At 67.9% G+C, this 16,930-nt stretch carries 13 protein-coding genes; 5 read left to right on the top strand and 8 right to left on the bottom strand.

From position 1 onward, the window contains the following. Nucleotides 1-113 precede the first annotated feature (113 nt). Nucleotides 114-854 carry a lysophospholipid acyltransferase family protein gene (locus NF4_RS02435; protein ID WP_063125635.1) on the bottom strand — a complete coding sequence of 247 codons (741 nt, stop codon included), beginning with the start codon at nt 852-854 and terminating at the stop codon, nt 114-116. Nucleotides 855-919: 65 nt separating this feature from the next. Then, nucleotides 920-1,690 carry a lysophospholipid acyltransferase family protein gene (locus NF4_RS02430; RefSeq protein ID WP_063125634.1) on the bottom strand — a complete coding sequence of 257 codons (771 nt, stop codon included), beginning with the start codon at nt 1,688-1,690 and terminating at the stop codon, nt 920-922. Between the two features lie 140 nt (nt 1,691-1,830). Between NF4_RS02430 and NF4_RS02425 the strand changes: the two genes are divergently transcribed. Genes NF4_RS02425 through hemC form a run of 3 tightly spaced genes read left to right on the top strand, consistent with a single transcriptional unit; the run spans nt 1,831 to nt 5,312 of the window. Next, complete coding sequence (locus NF4_RS02425; RefSeq protein WP_232330277.1) at nt 1,831-2,763, top strand: hypothetical protein; 933 nt, start codon at nt 1,831-1,833, stop codon at nt 2,761-2,763. 44 nt (nt 2,764-2,807) lie between these two features. Further along, complete coding sequence (locus NF4_RS02420; protein ID WP_063125633.1) at nt 2,808-4,376, top strand: Rieske 2Fe-2S domain-containing protein; 1,569 nt, start codon at nt 2,808-2,810, stop codon at nt 4,374-4,376. Between the two features lie 9 nt (nt 4,377-4,385). Next, nucleotides 4,386-5,312: a hydroxymethylbilane synthase gene (hemC, locus tag NF4_RS02415; RefSeq protein ID WP_063125632.1), complete on the top strand. Its 927-nt coding sequence runs from the start codon at nt 4,386-4,388 to the stop codon at nt 5,310-5,312. Nucleotides 5,313-5,392: 80 nt separating this feature from the next. On the opposite strand, the gene NF4_RS02410 is transcribed toward hemC, so the two are convergent. The 5 genes from NF4_RS02410 to NF4_RS02390 all read right to left on the bottom strand — a co-directional run bounded on the left by NF4_RS02410 (nt 5,393) and on the right by NF4_RS02390 (nt 11,770). Next, nucleotides 5,393-6,097, bottom strand: a complete 705-nt coding sequence (locus NF4_RS02410; protein ID WP_063125631.1) for a hypothetical protein — start codon at nt 6,095-6,097, stop codon at nt 5,393-5,395. Beyond that, nucleotides 6,094-7,767: an ABC transporter family substrate-binding protein gene (locus tag NF4_RS02405; RefSeq protein WP_063125630.1), complete on the bottom strand. Its 1,674-nt coding sequence runs from the start codon at nt 7,765-7,767 to the stop codon at nt 6,094-6,096. Before NF4_RS02405 ends, NF4_RS02410 begins: the two co-directional genes overlap by 4 nt. A 43-nt stretch (nt 7,768-7,810) precedes the next feature. Beyond that, entirely contained in the window at nt 7,811-9,718 is a 1,908-nt protein-coding gene (locus NF4_RS02400) for an ABC transporter ATP-binding protein (RefSeq protein ID WP_084532796.1), read from the bottom strand. Next, nucleotides 9,715-10,686, bottom strand: a complete 972-nt coding sequence (locus tag NF4_RS02395) for an ABC transporter permease (protein WP_063125629.1) — start codon at nt 10,684-10,686, stop codon at nt 9,715-9,717. Before NF4_RS02395 ends, NF4_RS02400 begins: the two co-directional genes overlap by 4 nt. Nucleotides 10,687-10,792: 106 nt before the next feature. Further along, nucleotides 10,793-11,770, bottom strand: coding sequence for an ABC transporter permease (locus NF4_RS02390; protein WP_063125628.1), 978 nt, complete (start codon nt 11,768-11,770; stop codon nt 10,793-10,795). 131 nt (nt 11,771-11,901) lie between these two features. On the opposite strand from NF4_RS02390, the gene NF4_RS02385 reads away from it, so the two are divergent. Continuing rightward, nucleotides 11,902-12,750, top strand: a complete 849-nt coding sequence (locus tag NF4_RS02385; protein ID WP_063125627.1) for a Cof-type HAD-IIB family hydrolase — start codon at nt 11,902-11,904, stop codon at nt 12,748-12,750. Nucleotides 12,751-12,839: 89 nt separating this feature from the next. Here the strand turns inward: NF4_RS02385 and NF4_RS02380 are convergent, their stop codons facing one another. Continuing rightward, entirely contained in the window at nt 12,840-14,984 is a 2,145-nt protein-coding gene (locus NF4_RS02380; RefSeq protein WP_063125749.1) for an N-acetylmuramoyl-L-alanine amidase, read from the bottom strand. A 409-nt stretch (nt 14,985-15,393) separates the two neighbouring features. Between NF4_RS02380 and NF4_RS02375 the strand changes: the two genes are divergently transcribed. Continuing rightward, the gene (locus tag NF4_RS02375) at nt 15,394-16,848 is read left to right on the top strand and encodes a SpoIID/LytB domain-containing protein (RefSeq protein WP_232330276.1); all 1,455 of its coding nucleotides are present in this window, start codon (nt 15,394-15,396) and stop codon (nt 16,846-16,848) included. Nucleotides 16,849-16,930 lie beyond the last annotated feature (82 nt).

Raw genomic sequence — 16,930 nt, 5'->3', positions numbered from 1 at the left:
GGGCGTGCCGCGGGACAGTCTTGACCCCGGTCGGATCCGGGTGGGGTGCCCGGACGGCCGGTGGTCTCCGACCCCGTTTCGGGAAGCTCCCCGCAACCTACGGCCGCCGGAACCTATGGGCGCTGGATCCGCCGCCGGGCGTACTCCTCGGCTTCCAGGACCGCGGCCTGTTCCAGCGTCGGGGCGCTGCCGCCCAGGCGGGCCGGGACCCACGGCTGCCCGGCGGGCATCGGGTATTTCTCTTGCGCCGCGGTCAGGAGTTCGCTCATCCGGCCGCGTAGCGCGGTGGTCACCTCGTCGACCGAACCGGCGGCGACCAGCGGTTCGCCGATGCGGATGTGGACCGGGAAATTGTGCCGGCCCAGTTGTTTCGGGAAACCTTTGGTCCAGATGCGGTGTGCTCCCCAGATGGTGAGCGGAATGATCGGGGCTCCCGACTCCAGCGCCATGCGGGCCGCACCGGATTTGAATTCCTTCAATTCGAAACTGCGGCTGATGGTGGCCTCCGGGTAGACCACGACCAGCTCACCGTCGCGCAGCGCGTCGACCGCCCGGCCGAACGATTCCGCGCCGGCGGTCCGGTCGACGCCGATTGCTTTGCAGTGCTTCATGAGAAATCCGACGATGCCGTGCTCGAGCTCGGCTTTCATCATGTACCGCACATTGCGGCCCGACCGGCGTCCCACGACCCCGACTTCCAGGAAATCCAGGTAGGAGGTGTGGTTCACCGCCAGTACCGCGCCCCCGGTGCGCGGGACATTCTCCTGGCCGCGGATGTCGAGGCGCACGCCCTGCGCGAAGAGGACCGCATGCGCCAGCCCGGCCAGGACATCGAAAACCGGTTCCCGCGCCATCGCAACTCCTGCTCACTACCTGCGGGTTACCCGCTCGGCACCTACCCGCCCGCGGTGGATATACGCTACGCGCCGGCGTCGTCGGAGCCGGTGAGTTCGGCCCGTTTCCGGGCGGCTCGTTCCGCGGCTTCGGCGGCGTCCATAGCATCGGCTTCTTCCAGAGTAGGCGCACCGCCCCCGAGCCGGGCCGGAACCCAGTACGCGCCGGGTTCGTGGGTGTAGTCCTCCTGCAGGCCGCGCAGTAGTTCCTGCATGGCGGTCTTCAGTTCGGCGGTGAGTTCGGACGCCGGTTCGTAGGGCTGGATCGGTGTGCCGACGGCGATGGAGATGGGAGTGTTGGTGCGGCCCAGCCGTTTCGGATGACCTTTCGTCCAGACCCGCTGGGCGCCCCAGATGGTGATCGGGATGATCGGCACGCCGGCCTCGATCGCCATCCGGGCGGCGCCGGATTTCAGGTCCTTGATCTCGAAACTGCGGCTGATGGTGGCTTCGGGGTATACGCCGACCAGTTCGCCGCGCCGCAGATAATCCACGGCTGCCTTGTACGAGTCGGCGCCCGCGGCCCGGTCCACCGGAATATGTTTGAGAGCTCGCATGATCGGCCCGGCGATCTTGTTGTCGAAAACATCGCTCTTGGCCATGAAGCGGATATAGCGTTTGGGGGTGCGTACCGGCAGACCCGCATAGGTGAAATCCATGTACCCGGTGTGGTTGACCGCGAGCACAGCGCCCCCTGAGGCGGGAATGTTCTCATCGCCGGTGACGGTGAACTTCAGGCCCTCGAGAAAGAAGACGGTCCGGGCCAGCCCGATGATCGTCCGGTAGACGGGTTCCACAAGTCCGCTAGCGTAGTCGCTGTCATGATGACCGGCAGCGTCCGGTCCGCCGCTCGCGCCCCGGTCCGCCGGCTCCCGGGCCCGCCGTGATGCGGTCGAACCCCGCTGTCTCGACCGAACCGCTATGTACCGCAGGAAAGGTGATCGTCGAAGTGGAACGCGCCCGTCCCGTACCGTTGCGCCGAATCGGCCGTGAGACCGCGCGACGGGCCCGCGTTCGCGCTCTCGCCGTGGGGCTCGCGGTATCCGGAGTGCTGCTGGGCACCGGATGCGACTCGGTATCCGGAATCCCGGGCGACGACGCCGGCAGCCCGCCGGTGCAGGCATCCGAGGGCGACGCGCCGAGCACCGAACAGCAGGCCACGTCCGCGGGCGCGCCGTCGGTTCCCGCGCTGCCACCGGTCCCCGCCGACGCGCCCGCGGTCGGTGCGGTCCCCGGCGTTCCCGACGCCACTCCCGCACTACAGCGGTTCGCCGCCGACCTGCGGTCGGCGGATATCGCGACCCTGCAGAGCACCTGCTGGACCATTCCGCCGCTCACCGTGCAGACCATGTACACCGACCGCGACGCCGTGCTCAGCGCGCTCGCCCAGCCGGGTACCGCGGTGGACGGGACGCTCACCTGGACCGACGGAGTCACCACGGTCACCGTGGACGAGCACCGGGTGGCCGCCGGGTATGCCTGCGGCCGGGTGTCCCCGGCGGGTGTGGAACCGGTCTACGACGCCGCCGACGCCCGGCACACCGTGCGCCGCTACCTGGCCCGCTCGACCGGGCAGCCGCTGGACCCCGCCGACCTGGAGGAGCAGTACCCGCTGGTCTGCGCGGCGAGCCCGGCCACCTGGGATCCGGAGGCCACCGGCGCGCCCGTGGCCGCGCCGCTCGCCGAGAATCCCGGTACGCTCGGCTCGATCACCGGATTCACCGATCAGCAGATCAGTTCCCAGCCGCTCACGACCGGATATATGGCCGTCGCGGTGCCGGTGACGAATGAGTCCGGAATCACGCAGAACCGGACATTTCTACTCGAACAGGGTGATGACGGCTACTGCATCGGGGACATCTCGTCCTGAAGCACTACCCTGGAGGGCCGTCAACGGTCAGGAGGAGCGAGCTCGTGCAGATCACCAGCGTCGGACATGCGGGATTCCATATCCGGACCGCGGCCGGTTCGATCCTATGCGATCCCTGGGTGAACCCCGCGTACTTCGGGTCCTGGTTCCCTTTCCCGGACAACACCCAGCTCGACTGGGAGGAACTGGGTAACTGCGATTTCCTCTATGTGTCGCATCTGCACCGCGACCATTTCGACGCCGCGCATCTGGCCGAGTACGTGAACAAGGACGCGACCGTTCTGCTGCCCGACTACCCGGTCCCGGACCTGCGCCGTGAGCTGGAGAAACTGGGCTTCCACAAATTCTTCGAGACCGAGGATTCGGTCAAGCACACGATCGACGGTTCCATGGGGATCGGCGGCGGCGACCCGGCCGCCGAACTGCATATCATGATCGTCGCGCTGCGCGCGCCCGCGGACGGCCCGATCGGTGATTCCGGGCTGATCGTCTCCGACGGCGAAACCACCTGTTTCAATATGAACGACGCGCGGCCGGTCGATATGGACGTGCTGCACGAGGCGTTCGGCACGATCGATATCCACCTGCTGCAGTACTCGGGCGCCATCTGGTATCCGATGGTCTACGACATTCCGGCCAGGACGAAATCGAATTTCGGTAAGCAGAAGCGGCAGCGCGGAATGGACCGGGCCCGCAGCTATATCGAGCAGGTCGGCGCCACCTGGGTGGTCCCGTCCGCCGGGCCGCCGGTTTTCCTCGACGACGAATTGCGCTATCTCAACGACGACCACGGCGACGAGGGCAATATCTTCCCCGACCAGATGGTCTTTCTCGAGCAGATGCGCGAGCACGGGCACGACCGCGGTGTGCTGATGGTGCCGGGTTCGGTGGTCGATGTGCACGGCGCCGAAATCGAACTGGATCACCCCTACGATCCCGACACCATCTGGAACGACAAGGCCGCTTACATCGAAAAGATGGCGCAGCGGCTGGCGCCGGTGCTCGTGGCGGAGAAGAAGACCTGGGCGCCCGCCGAGGGCGAACCGCTGCTGGAACCGCTGCGGGCGCTGTTCGAGCCGATCATGGCGCAGAGCGATCTGATCTGCGACGGTATCGGTTACCCGGTCGGGCTCGTGATCGGCGAGGAGACCGTGGTCCTGGACTTCCCGACGCGGGCCGTCCGCGCGCCGCTGGAGGGCGAGGGCAAATACCGTTACGGCTTCCGGATCGCGCCCGAACTGGTGCGTACCGTGCTGCGGGACAACGAACCCGACTGGGTGAACACCATTTTCCTGTCCACCCGTTTTCAGGCGTGGCGGATCGGTGGCTACAACGAATACCTGTACACCTTCTTCAAATGCCTCACCGATGAGCGGATCGCCTACGCGGACGGCTGGTTCTCCGAAGCGCACGACGATTCGGCGTCGGTGGAGGTGGCCGGTTGGGAGATCCAGCGCCGCTGTCCGCATCTGAAGGCCGATCTGTCGAAATTCGGTGTGGTGGACGGCAAGACGCTGACCTGCAATCTGCACGGCTGGCAGTGGGATCTGGAGTCGGGCCGCTGTAAGACCTCCAAGGGACACGAACTTCGTTCCCGCAAGGTCGACGCGTAGAGTCGCGCCATGGCCTCGCGCATTATCCGGGTCGCGACCCGGGCCAGTCCCATGGCAGTAGCCCAAGCCGAGCAGGTCGCCGCCGGTTTGTCCGAGTTCGGTGTCGACACCGAACTGGTGAAGGTGACCTCCGCCGGCGACCGCTGGATGGGTGATCTGGCGAAGCTCGGCGGCAAGGGGGCTTTCGTCAAGGAGATCGACGACGCGCTCCTGGAGGACCGGGCCGACCTGGCCGTGCACTGCCTGAAGGATATTCCCGGCGATATCCCGATTCCGGAAGGTATCGCGTTCGCCGGTTTCCCCGAGCGCGACGATGTACGCGACGCGATCATCACCTCCGACGGCCGCCCGCTCGCCGAGCAGCCGCCGGGGACGGTGGTCGGGACCAGTTCGGTGCGCCGGGCGGCGCAGCTGCGCCTGCACTATCCGGGGCTGGTGATGAAACCGCTGCGCGGGAATATGAACACCCGGCTGGAGCGGCTGGAGGACGGCTACTGCGATGTGCTGATCGCCGCCGTCGCCGGGATGTATCGCATCGGCCGCCAGGACCGGATCACCGAAATCCTGCCGCTCGAGGTCATGTGCCCGCCGATCGGCGCGGGTGTGCTCACGCTCGCCTGCCGCGCCGACGACGACGAGGTCCGTGAGCTCGCCGGGCGCCTCGACCATGCCGAGACCCGCCGCGTCGCCGACGCCGAACGCGCCATGCTGCACGCCCTGCAGGGCCACTGCAATTCCCCGATCGCCGGGGTCTGCGTGATCGAACCCACCGGCCGGCTGTCGTTGCGCGGCAAGGTGTTCGATCTCGAGGGCACCCGGTGGCTGGATTCGCAGCACTGGGGTGTCCCGGAGGATCCGCAGGCCCTCGGTTTCTTCGTCGGCTCCGATCTGCTGCGCCAGGGCGCCCGGGCGATCATCGATTCCATCCCGCACTGAGTTCGCCCGCCGGGCGTGGTGGCCGTCGCTGTATGGCTTGTGCCGAGCCGGGTGGTGGGTCCGTAAGTCCTCGGCTGTGGTCAGCTCGGGTCCGACCCGCGGATGGCGCCGAGCCAGGCCCCGGTCGCGGCCGCCACGCACATGGCGGCGACGAACGCCCCGGTCCCGCCACCCATCACATACAGCCACAGCAGGGCGACGAACGGGGCGGCGACCGCAGGCTGGGCGTCCAGCAGCAATCGGCGGGTGGTCTTGGTGGTGGTGGCCACCCGGGTCTCCGCTTCCGGGTCCACCCGCGTCGGATTGTCGACCAGGCGGCCGGGCGGTTCGCTCGCCCGGGCCCGGCCCGCCGGGAGCACCCGGAACTCGAGATGCCCTCCATCGGTCGGCTCGGTGCCGCCGGGTTCGGGCCGCAGCACGATCTGCCGCTCGGTCAACAGGGCTGTACCACCGGTGAAACCGATCAGCTCCGGCGTGAAGTACACCGGCAGCCAGCGATCGTCACCGCCGTCACGCAACTCCAGCCAGGAACGGCTGACCAGCTGATATTCCTGTCTCACCCGCCGCACCGCCACTGTCGTGGACGGTCCCTCGGCTCGGCGGCCGACCACCCCCAGCGCCACCGCGACCCGGTACCCGCTGTATCCCACGATGCCCGTGCCGACCACCACCAGCGCGCTGAGCTGGTCCGGATCGGCGAACGGCGCCCACGCGGTGAGTACCGCGAGGGCGCCGATGGTTACGCACAGCGGATAGGCCAGCGGGTGGCCTATCCGGGAGCTCACTTCAGGAAACCGATTTTCGTGTAATCCAGGGAAGCCAGTCCCGCGGCGCCGTAGTTGGCGAGGTTGTCGCGGACGCCGACGTTTCCGGCCGACTGCACCAGCGGGATCGAATGGCCCTCGGCCCAGATCGCCTGGTCCACCTGATTGGCCAGTTCGATGGCCTTCTGGGGATCCAGTTCGGTAAGCGTCTTCTCGATGAGATCGTTCAGTTCCGGGGAGCCGATGCGGCCGTAGTTGCCCTGCAGGTTGTCGGGGTAGTAGCCCCAGATCTGCGGGATGCTGCTCAGCGGGAACGCATCACCCACCCACACCCACTGACCCACATCGAAATTGCCGGGCTGGATGTTGTCGGTGAAGAATCCGGCGCCGGGCTTGGTTTCGATAACCAGCTCGATGCCCACCTGCCGCAGGTTCTGCTGGATGATCTGCGCGACCTGCACCCACGTCTTGTCGTTGTACATGACATCGCGGATCACCAATTTGCGGCCGTCCTTCTCCCGGACGTCCCCGTTGAGCGTCCAGCCCAGTGCGTCGAGTTCCTGCTTCGCGGCCTCGGGGTCGAAGGGCAGGCTGTTGTCCTGATAGCCCTTCTGGCCCTGGATGAAGATGTGGTTGTTCAGCGGCTGCGGATCGTTCACCAGGCCGTTCTGCATCGCCTTGGCGATACCGGCGCGGTCGATCGCCTTGATGATGGCGACCCGCAGTTTCGGGTCCTCCAGCAGCGAGCCCGGGGCGCCGTTGAAGGTCAGATGCGACCAGCTGTTACCGGGAGCGCGCCGGATCGCCACCCCGGGCGTATTGCGGGCGGTCTGCATATCGTCGCGGGTGGCCAGGCCGATGGCGTCGATCTCGTTGTTGGCCAGCGCCGGGACCATCGCTTCGCTCGACAGCACGCTGTAGGTGATGGTGTCGAGTTTCGGTGTAGCGCCCCACCATTTGGGGTTACGGCCCAGCACGATCCGGCCCTGACCGCGGTCGGTGGACTGGATGACGAACGGGCCCGAGGTTTTGCCGGGTGCGTTGCGCCACGCCTCGTTGAACGCATCCGGTGTGGCCGTGGCTTCCTTCGGTAGCAGCATGGAGTTACCGGCGAACTGACCGGCCCAGTCGGCGTAGTGGCTTTTGAAGGTGATGATCGCCTGGCGGTCGTCGGTACCGCGTTCGACCTTCTCGATCCGGTCGAATCCGTTGGTGTTGCCGATGAGGAACTTCGGGTCCTTGCCGCTCATGGCGTTGGCCTGGGAAGCGATGTCCTCCCACGTGATGGGGGACCCGTCGGACCACACCGCCTTGGGATTGATGGTGTAGGTGACCTGCTGCGGCTCGGTATCGGTCAGTTCGACGCTGGTGAAGAAGTCGGTGTTGACCGAGATGCTTCCGGCCGCGTCGGTGGTGAAGGCGCGCGGCATCATCACGCGCATGATGCTCGCGGATTCGCCGTCGCTGTCGATCTGCATCGGGTTCCAGGTCTCCGGGAAGGAGGTGGCGGCCAGTCGCAGATTCCCGCCGTCACGCAGTTCGCTCACATCGTGCGGGTTGATGTCGTTGACCGTGCCCAGTTCGGCGACCGCGCCCTCGGGTGCCCCGGAGTCGTTCGCACCACAACCGGCCGCGAGCAGTGCGACGGTGCACAGCGGTACCGCAAGCCTCCTCAATGATCGAATCCTCATGGCCGTTCATCCTTCCTGCCGGTGGGTCCGGAGAACACGTCCGTCAACCCTCTACCACGGGTACGGGCACGGCATCGATCAGTGATCGTGTGTATTCGTGTCCCGGATCGCCGAAGATCTGTTCCGCCGGCCCCGCTTCGACGATCTTGCCCCGGTACATCACCGCGATATCGTGGGCCAGATTGCGCACCACCGAGAGGTCGTGGGAGACGAAGAGGTAGGAGAGTCCGCGTTCGGCCTGCAGGTCGCGCAGCAGATTGAGCACACCCGCCTGGATCGAGACATCCAGTGACGACACCGGCTCGTCGAGCACCAGCAGTTCCGGGTCCAGGGCCAGCGCCCGGGCGATGCAGATGCGCTGTTTCTGGCCGCCGGAGAAGTCGCCCGGATAGCGGTCGGCGTGTTCGGGGCGCAGGCCCACCTGCCGCAGCAGATCCGGTACGCGCTGGGTGATCTCGGATTTCGGCCGCTTCGCGATGCGCATCGGCTGGGAGACGATATCGGAAACCGGTAGCCGCGGATCCAGCGAGGCCGTGGGGTCCTGGAAGACGATCTGCAGTTTGCGGCGCAGTTCACGACGTTGCGCGGCGCTGAGGGTGGCGGTATCGCGGCCCATGATCTCGATGGTCCCGGACTGCGGTTTCACCATGTCCAGGATCTGGGTGAGGGTGGTGGACTTACCCGACCCGGATTCACCGACCAGGGCCAGGGTACGTCCGGCGCGGACTTCGAAACTGATCCCGTCCACGGCGCGGACCTCGCCCTTACGGCGGCGCAGGATCACCCCGGAGGTGATCGGGAAGGTTTTGACCAGATCCGTCACCTTCAGCACCGGCTGCGGATCGGTCGGGGGAAGCGCCGCCGGTTCGCCGATCTCGCGGCGATAGGCGTCGAACAGCGCCGCCGAATCGACCTCGTCGGTACGGATGCACGCCGCGCGATGGCCCGGAGCAGCCTCGGCCAGCGGCGGTTCCGCGGCCCGGCAGTCCTCGATCGCGACCGGGCAGCGCGGCGCGAACGAACATCCCCGCGGCAGCGCGTGCATGGCCGGAGGCGCGCCGACGATCGGGATCAGCGGGGCCCGCGGCGGCCCGTCCATCCGCGGGATCGAGCCGAGCAACCCCACGGTGTAGGGCATCCGGGGACTTCGGAAAACCTGCGCGGTGGTCGCGGTTTCCACGATCCGGCCCGCGTACATCACGGCCACGCGATCGGCGAGGGTGGCCGCGATACCCATATCGTGGGTGATCATGACGACGCCCGCGCCGGTGATGTCGCGCGCTTTGCGCAGCAGGTTCAGGATCTGCTTCTGCACCGTCACATCGAGTGCGGTGGTCGGTTCGTCGCAGATGATGAGCGCGGGATCGTTGGCGATCGCCATGGCGATGACCACCCGCTGGCGCATACCGCCGGAGAATTCGTGCGGGAAGGCCTTCGCGCGCAGTTCCGGGTCGGGGATACCGACCAGATCGAGCAATTCGATCGCGCGTTTCGCCGCCTCGGCCCCGCTCATGTTCCCGTGCGCGAGTAGCGCTTCGGCGACCTGATCGCCCACCCGGTACACCGGGGTGAGCGCCGAGAGCGGGTCCTGGAACACCATGCTCACCGCGCTGCCGCGCAGTTTCGACAGTTCCCGGTCGCCGAGGCCGAGCAGTTCCCGTCCGCGCAACCGGATCGAGCCGGTGACCCGGGCCTGTTCGGGCAGCAGACCCATCACGGCGAGGGAGGACACCGATTTCCCCGAGCCGGATTCGCCGACGATCGCCAGGACCTCACCGTCGGCGACCGTGTAGTTCACGCCGCGGACCGCGTCGACGCGGCCTTCTTCGCTGGGGAACGAGACGCGTAGATCCGATACCTCCAGCAGGGGCGCGCGGCCCTGGCCGGAACCGGATTCACCGGGTACGGCCCGGTCCGCTGCCGATTGCACCGTCGTGGTCTTTCCGGTCATGTCCGCGCTTTCTCCGCCTGCCGGGACTTCTCCGCGGCCTTGCGAGCCCTGCGCGACCGCCGGGACCGGGCGCGTTTCGCACCGGGATCGAAGGCGTCGCGCAAGCCGTCGCCGACCAGGTTCGCGCAGAGCACGGTGATGATCAGCAGACCGCCCGCGAAGAGGAACAGCCACGGATAGGTCATGGCGGAACTGGTGCCGTTCGCGATCAGCGAGCCCAGCGACACATCCGGCGGCTGCACCCCGAAACCGAGAAAGCTGAGCCCGGTTTCGGCCATGATCGAGGCGCCGACGGTGAGCGTGGTGTCGATGATCAGGATCGAGGCGATGTTCGGCACGATATGGGTGAGGATGATCGTCCGGGTCGGCGCGCCCATATAGCGGGCCGCCCGGACGAATTCGCGTTCGCGCAGGCTCATGGTCAGGCCGCGCACGATCCGCGCGCTGATCATCCAGCCGAACACACTGAGCAGGATGATCAGCAGCACGATCGAACCGCTGCCCTTGGTACGCGGCGCGAACAGAGCCACGATGATGAAACTCGGCACCACCAGCAGCAGGTCGACCACCCACATGATGGTCCGGTCGGTCCAGCCACCCAGCAGTCCGGCCACCGCGCCGGTGACGGCGGCGATGGTGGTGGAGAACACCGCCACGCACAAGCCGATGATCAGCGACTTCTGCAGCCCGCGCAGGGTCTGGGCGAGTACGTCCTGGCCGATCTCGGTGGTACCGAAGGGATGCTGTGGGCTCGGTGGTTGGAGCAGCGCGGTGTAGTCGATGTCCTGATAGTCGTAGGGCAGCAGCGACGGCAGTACGAAACTGGCCAGGAACATCAGGATCAGCACCGCGGTACCGACCAGCGCGGGTTTGTTGCGCAGGAAGCGGCGCAGGATGAGTTTGCGCCGGCCGGAGGCGGCCGGCTCCGGCGCACCCTGGACCAGGATCTCGGTTTCGTTGATACTCATGCTGTGCCTTCCGTGCACGAGTGTGATCGGCGATCGGTCGACACACTGACGCGGAGGCCGAAGCGCAGGCGAAGGTATCGCACTCCCGCTTCCGGGCCCGACCGGCTCATCCCACACGCACCCGGGGGTCGAGAATCGCGTAGACGATATCGGAGAGCAGACCCGACACCAGGACCACCAGCCCGGCGAACGCGGTCACTGTGGCGACCACGTAGATGTCCTGGGCGTTGATGGAATCGACCAGCCATTCCCCGACGCCGTGCCAGCCGAAGATCTTCTCGGTGAAGGTGGCGCCGGTGATCAGCCCGCCGAGGCTGTAGGCGAACAGCGTGGCCATCGGGATGAGGGCGGTCCGCAGACCGTGTTTGTAGAGGGCCCGGTTGCGGGTGAGGCCTTTGGCCCGCGCGGTCCGGATGAAATCGCTCTGCAGGACATCGAGCATCGCATTGCGCTGGTAGCGGCTGTATCCGGCCATCCCACCCAGGGCCAGGGCCAGGGTCGGTAGCACCAGATGCTGTAGGCGGTCGACCAGCTGGGCGCCGAAGCCCTCGATACTGCTCGCCGAGGTTTCGCCGGTGTAGAGGAAGATCTGCGTTCCGGTGGCCGAGTTGATCTCGAGCGCACCGAATTTCAGCAGTGTCGCGAGCAGGAACACCGGGGTCGACAGGACCAACAGTGATACGACGGTCGTGAAATAGTCACTGAATCTGTACTGGCGGATCGCGCCGGCCGCACCGATGAGCACGCCCAGGACCGTGCCGATGATCGAACCGAGGACCAGCAACCGCAGACTGACCCCCACTCGGCGGCCCAGTTCCTCGCTCACCGGCTGCCCGCCGAGCGTCTGTCCGAAATCGCCGTGCACCACACCCGTCATCCAGGTGACGTAGCGCTGCGGAATCGGCTCGTCGAGATGTAGTTCCTCGGCCTTGGCGTCGATCACCGACTGCGGCGGTCGCGGATTGCGCTGTTCCAGGCTGTCCAGCGGCCGGAAGGTCAGCGAAGCGAGGCTGAAGGTGAGAAAGGACGCCAAGAGCAGCAGCACGACGTAATTGAGCGCCCGTCGTAGCAGAAAGCCGGCCATCGTTCCCCTCGATATCAGGTGTAGCCCCTGATCATAGGGAGCGATTCATCGGGATGCGCGACGGACGGCCTGCTGCGTGTTCGCCCCGCGAACGGGTATGCCCGCCGGTACGTCGCGGCCGACCCAGCAGAATGGAACGGGTGAGCGCAACGCGGCAGACCCGACCCGAACTGGTGGCCTCCGATGTGGACGGCACCCTGATCGATCCCTACGAGCGGGTTTCGGCGCGTACCCGGGCCGCGGTGGCGGCGCTGGTCGCCGACGGAGTGCCGTTCGTGCTGGCCACCGGCCGTCCGCCGCGCTGGATCGCCCCGGTGGTGGCCGGGCTCGGCTTCGCGCCGCTGTGCGTATGCGGGAACGGCGCCGTGCTCTACGACGCCGGGACCGACAAGGTGCTCGGGGCCTCGGTACTGGATGTGGAAACACTGGCCTGGGTCGCCGATATCGCGGAGAAGGTGCTGCCCGGATGCGGACTGGCGGCCGAACGGATCGGCGCCAGCGCGCACGACGCGGCCACTCCGCAATTCGTCAGCTCACCACAGTACGAGCACGCCTGGCTGAATCCCGACGACACCGCCGTGGCCCGCGACGAGGTCATCGACACCCCGGCGATCAAGATGCTGATCCGGCTACCGGGCGCCCGCAGCGGCGATATGGAGGTGACGCTGGCCGCCCATATCGGCGACCGGGCGGATATCACCTACTCCACCGAACACGGCCTGATCGAGATCTCCGCGCCCGGCGTCACCAAGGCGTCGGGATTGCGGACCCTGGGCGAGCGGCTCGGAGTCGATCCCGCGGATATGATCGCGTTCGGCGATATGCCCAACGACATCCCGATGCTGCGCATGGTCGGGCTGGGGGTCGCGATGGGGCACGCCCATCCGGAGGCGCTCGCGGCCGCCGACGAGATCACCGGGACCAACAGCGAGGACGGTGTCGCGCAGGTCCTGGAACGCTGGTGGCCGGGGGAGGAGTAGGGGGCGCCGCGGAGCCGATGGATCACCCGTGAAAAGACGACCGCGCCGGATCGTGCGGGGCACGATCCGGCGCGGTCGGTGCGCGGGGTTCAGGCGGTCGGTGGGGGCGGTGCCGCGGGCTCCGGCGGAGGTGCCGGGCCGGCCTCGGCGGCGGGTCCCGGACCTGCTTGGGCGGCAGGTGCCGGGCCGTTCTGGGCGGCAGGTGCCGGGACGGTTCGGTCGTCGGGCGCCGGCGCGTACTGCGGTACCGGTGACTGCTCTCCGTCCGGCGCGGCGACGGGTGCGGGCGGTGCCCCGACCTCCGGAACAGGCCCCGCGACCTGCGGAATCGGGCCCGTGCCGGGTACGGCGTGCGGCGCGGTGCCGGGCTGGGTGCCCGGCCCGTGCAACTGCTGCTGGTAGGTGTCGTTGTAGGTCTTCCAGACGGTGGTGACGATATCGGCCACCTGGTTCAGGATCAGGGAGCCGTTCTGGAAGTCGGTGCGCAGACCCTCGGGCACCGGGTAGGCGTCGGTGAGCGGCAGGCCGAGCGCACCGGTGTCGGCGCCGAGTTCCAGGAAGCGATCCAGGACCTTGCCGACGACCTCGTGCACCTGGCCGTCCGGGGTGGTGTAGACGTATCCGTTCACGAACTTCGCGTACTGCTGCCCCTGGGCCGCGGGCATCGGCTCGGACGCGGCCTGGCCGAGCGGCCCGTCCGGACCACCTTTGGAGACCCAGTACTTCGCGATCACATTGTCGTTCACCATGGTCAGCAGCTTGGCGGTGAGATCGGCCAGCGCGGCCAGATCCGAGCGGGCGGCCTGGCTGCGTGGGGTCGACGACCGGGTCGCGCCCACTTCGCCGGCGGCTATCGTGCGGATCCGGTCCATCTGCGAGTAGGCGGCATCGCCGGGGCAGCTGGTGTTACCCACGTCGCGGTGCGCGAAGACCACCGGCAGATGCACTTCCTCACCCTGCGCGTACGGGGTGAACTCGGTGCCCTCCGAGTACATGGTGGTCTGGCCCTCGGGATCGAGACCGCCGACCCGGGCGCGCCAGCCGATGAACTTGCCGGTGGCCTCGATCGAGGCGTCGGTGGGCTGTTCGACCTGGTAGTCGCCCATGATCGCGACTCCGGAGGTGTTCTCGTTGAAACCGCCCGCGTGCGCGCCCTGCACCGGTTTGTCCAGGCCCCCGTAGCGGCCCTCGAAGATCTGCCCGTACTTGTCGACCAGTGCGTTGTATCCCATATCGCACCAGCCCAGGGTCTGTGAGTGGTACGCGTAGATGGCGCGGACGATCCCGGCCGATTCGGATTTGCTGTAGTCGTTGCGGCCGGCCGTGTGGTGCACGGTGATTCCGCCCAGCCCGTCGTCGTAGGTGGGCTCCTGGCAGCGGATCGATTCGTCGGCGCCCCACTGGTCGCGGGTGATGACCCGGGGGCCCCCGCCGGGCAGGGCGGCGGCGATGTCCTGGAGTTGATCGTCGACCGCGCCGCGCCCGGGATCGATGAGGACGGCGGTGAGGTCGGGCGGCTGCTGCGGCCCGCCTGCCGCGGCGGGTGTCCGTCCGAGCGGGTCGCCCTCGTGCTGCTGCGGTTTCCGGGTGACGAGTACCTGCACCGCGGTGGTGTTGCCGACATAGATGGGGTCGGTGCCGGCGGGTGCGCCGGCCGCCACGCCGTCGGCGCCGTCGATCGGGTTGGCCTCGTACCACTGGCCCCAGCCGCCGTCGGGCTGTTCGGCCCGGATCATGACGGTGGTGTTCGCCAGGTCCGGAGCGGTCAGCGCGACCATGCTGAAGGGCTGTTCCCGGTTCAGTTCCTTGACCTGCGCGCCGACCGCGTCCATGAATTCCGGCGGAATCACGCCGGGGGTGAGCGCGGGGGTGTCCGCGGGCGGGGGCCCGCCCTCGGTCACGAAACCCAGGCCGGGTTGCCGCCCCGGCAGCCGCCGGCTCGGATCGGTCGGGGTGGTCGTACCGTTCGGGGTCAGGCCGGGTACGCCGAGCGCCTGCAGATCGCCCAGGCGCAGGTCGGGCAGGTCGAGGCCGGTCAGCTCGCCCAAGGGCAGCACGGTATCGGGGGCGCTGCGCAGGGCGAGTTCGGTGAGCTGGGGCGGTACCGCGGTGAGCGCGATCTGATCGGTGGATTTGCCCAGGTCGGTGACCGTGGGCAGCAGGATCGGGCCCGCTACCGCTACTAACGCGACAACCGGCAGTACACAGGAACGCTTCGGTTTGCGGTAGGGCACGAGCTTCTCCAATCAGGGTTGCAACCAGTGATCGGTGAGCAAGTCATGCTTGCGAACTTCAGTCCCACGGACCACACTAGCCACATTCGTCACAAATCTAAACCTGAGGTTGAGGCTTTCCTGTTCGCTCGAATGTAGCTCCCGGAGCGTGGCCGGTCGAAACGACATGCCGACGTCGTACCGAGTCGAAAGCGTCCGGGCTGACGATGGGAGTGCTCGTATGTCATACCGAAACAACATGACTCGGCCGAAAGTCTCAGGGCGTCTGGGGAACACGCTGGTAGTTCCCGGTATGCCGCAATCGATGAGAGGCCGGCGGATCCGTCCAGGCCCATTACTCGCCTGCGGGGCGACCGCTCTGGTCATCGGCGGGGCGCTCCTGGTTCCCGGCTCCGCGGAGGTATACCGGATGCTTGCCGAGGCCGGTCCGGGGCACGGGCGCGGACTGAGTCAGCACGGTGCGCTGCGCAACGCCGACAACGGGGAAAACGTCGACCAGATCCTCGCCTACTACTATCCGGGCGCCGAGACCGGCACCATCGGACCGGCGTCGGTATCGGTCCGGCTGCAGGAACAGGACGGCGCCGATCTGGTCGTCACCTCCGCCGCCGGTATGCGGCTGGCCGGACAGGAACTGCAGGCGGGCGAGGCCGTCCGGCTCACGCCACTACCCGACGGCGGCGCGCACGCGGTGGTCAGCCAGGGCTGCGACGGACCGGTCCTGTGGGAGAACCCGATCCAGGATCCGTGGGTCTATCCGATCGACCCCAACCCGAACCGTCCGGCGGCGGAGCATCTGACACTGTGCGGCGGCGGCGCCTACCGCGGGTCCCTCGGTGTGGCCGCCGAGAACGGGGAGACCCGCACCGTCAACCGGGTGGACATCCAGGACTATCTGCTCGGCGTCGTCCCGGCGGAGATGCCGCCGGACTGGGCGCCCGCCGCCCTGGAAGCCCAGGCGGTCGCCGCCCGGTCCTATGCGCTCGCCGAAACCCGCTGGCCCTACGCGCAGACCTGCGATACCACCGACTGCCAGGCCTACAGCGGTACCGCTCAGGAGGATCCGCGCAGCACCGCCGCGGTGGAGGCCACGGCCGGCCGGGTACTGCTGCGCGACGGGCGGATCCTGCGCGCCGAGTACTCCGCCGCGCCCGACGGCGGGTCGCCGGCCGATATCCAGACCTTCGAGGTGGGACCGACACCCGCCGAACTCACGGTCACCACACCGATGCCGCTGCCACCGCCGGTGAACCCGGTGCCGGAGGGCGCCGCTCCGGAAACCACCGAACCGTGGAACGAGGTCTCGCCGGAGGGCATGAAATCGGGTGCGCCGCCGCCGCGTACCCCGGAAGGCTCCCTCCCGGTCTCCCCGGGCGGCACGCTCCCGGGTGTCGCACCGGGCGCGACCCCCTCGCCGATCGACACCGCCTACGCGGAGATGGGCGGTATGCAGGGCGCGCTCGGATTGCCCGTCACCCCCGAACTGCCCCTGCCCGAGGACGCGGGCAAGTACCGGCTGTTCGAGAACGGTGTCATCGTCTATACGGCCGACCTGGGCGCGCAGGTCGTCGACTTCGACACACTGATGCAGCTGGTACCCGGTCTCACCGATGGGTCCGGTAGCGCCGAAGCCGACGGCGCGGCGCCCGCCGATACCGAATCCGGCAGTGCGGGGCCGGGCGCGGCCGAGTCCGAGGCGGCGACGATTCCCGGCCGGATGCCGGCCGGTCGCGCCACGCCGGGCGGCACACCGGAGTTCGGCACCCGCCCGGCCGGGTCCGGCACGGTCGATGGCGACCGGCCCGCGCCCGTACCCGGAGCCCAGCAGATCCCGACGAGAATGGAGACCACCGAGGTGTTCTAGTCGCCGCCGTCGCCGAGGGCTTGACCTTTACGTAGCGTCAACTTGCAGGCTGGTGGCACCGACGCGGAACGGAAGAGGTGAA

This window comes from Nocardia fusca NBRC 14340 (genome assembly GCF_001618425.1).
GTDB classification, from domain to species: domain Bacteria; phylum Actinomycetota; class Actinomycetes; order Mycobacteriales; family Mycobacteriaceae; genus Nocardia; species Nocardia fusca.
Note: the sequence above shows the minus strand (reverse complement) of the source record. Positions and strands in the feature narration are given on the sequence as shown.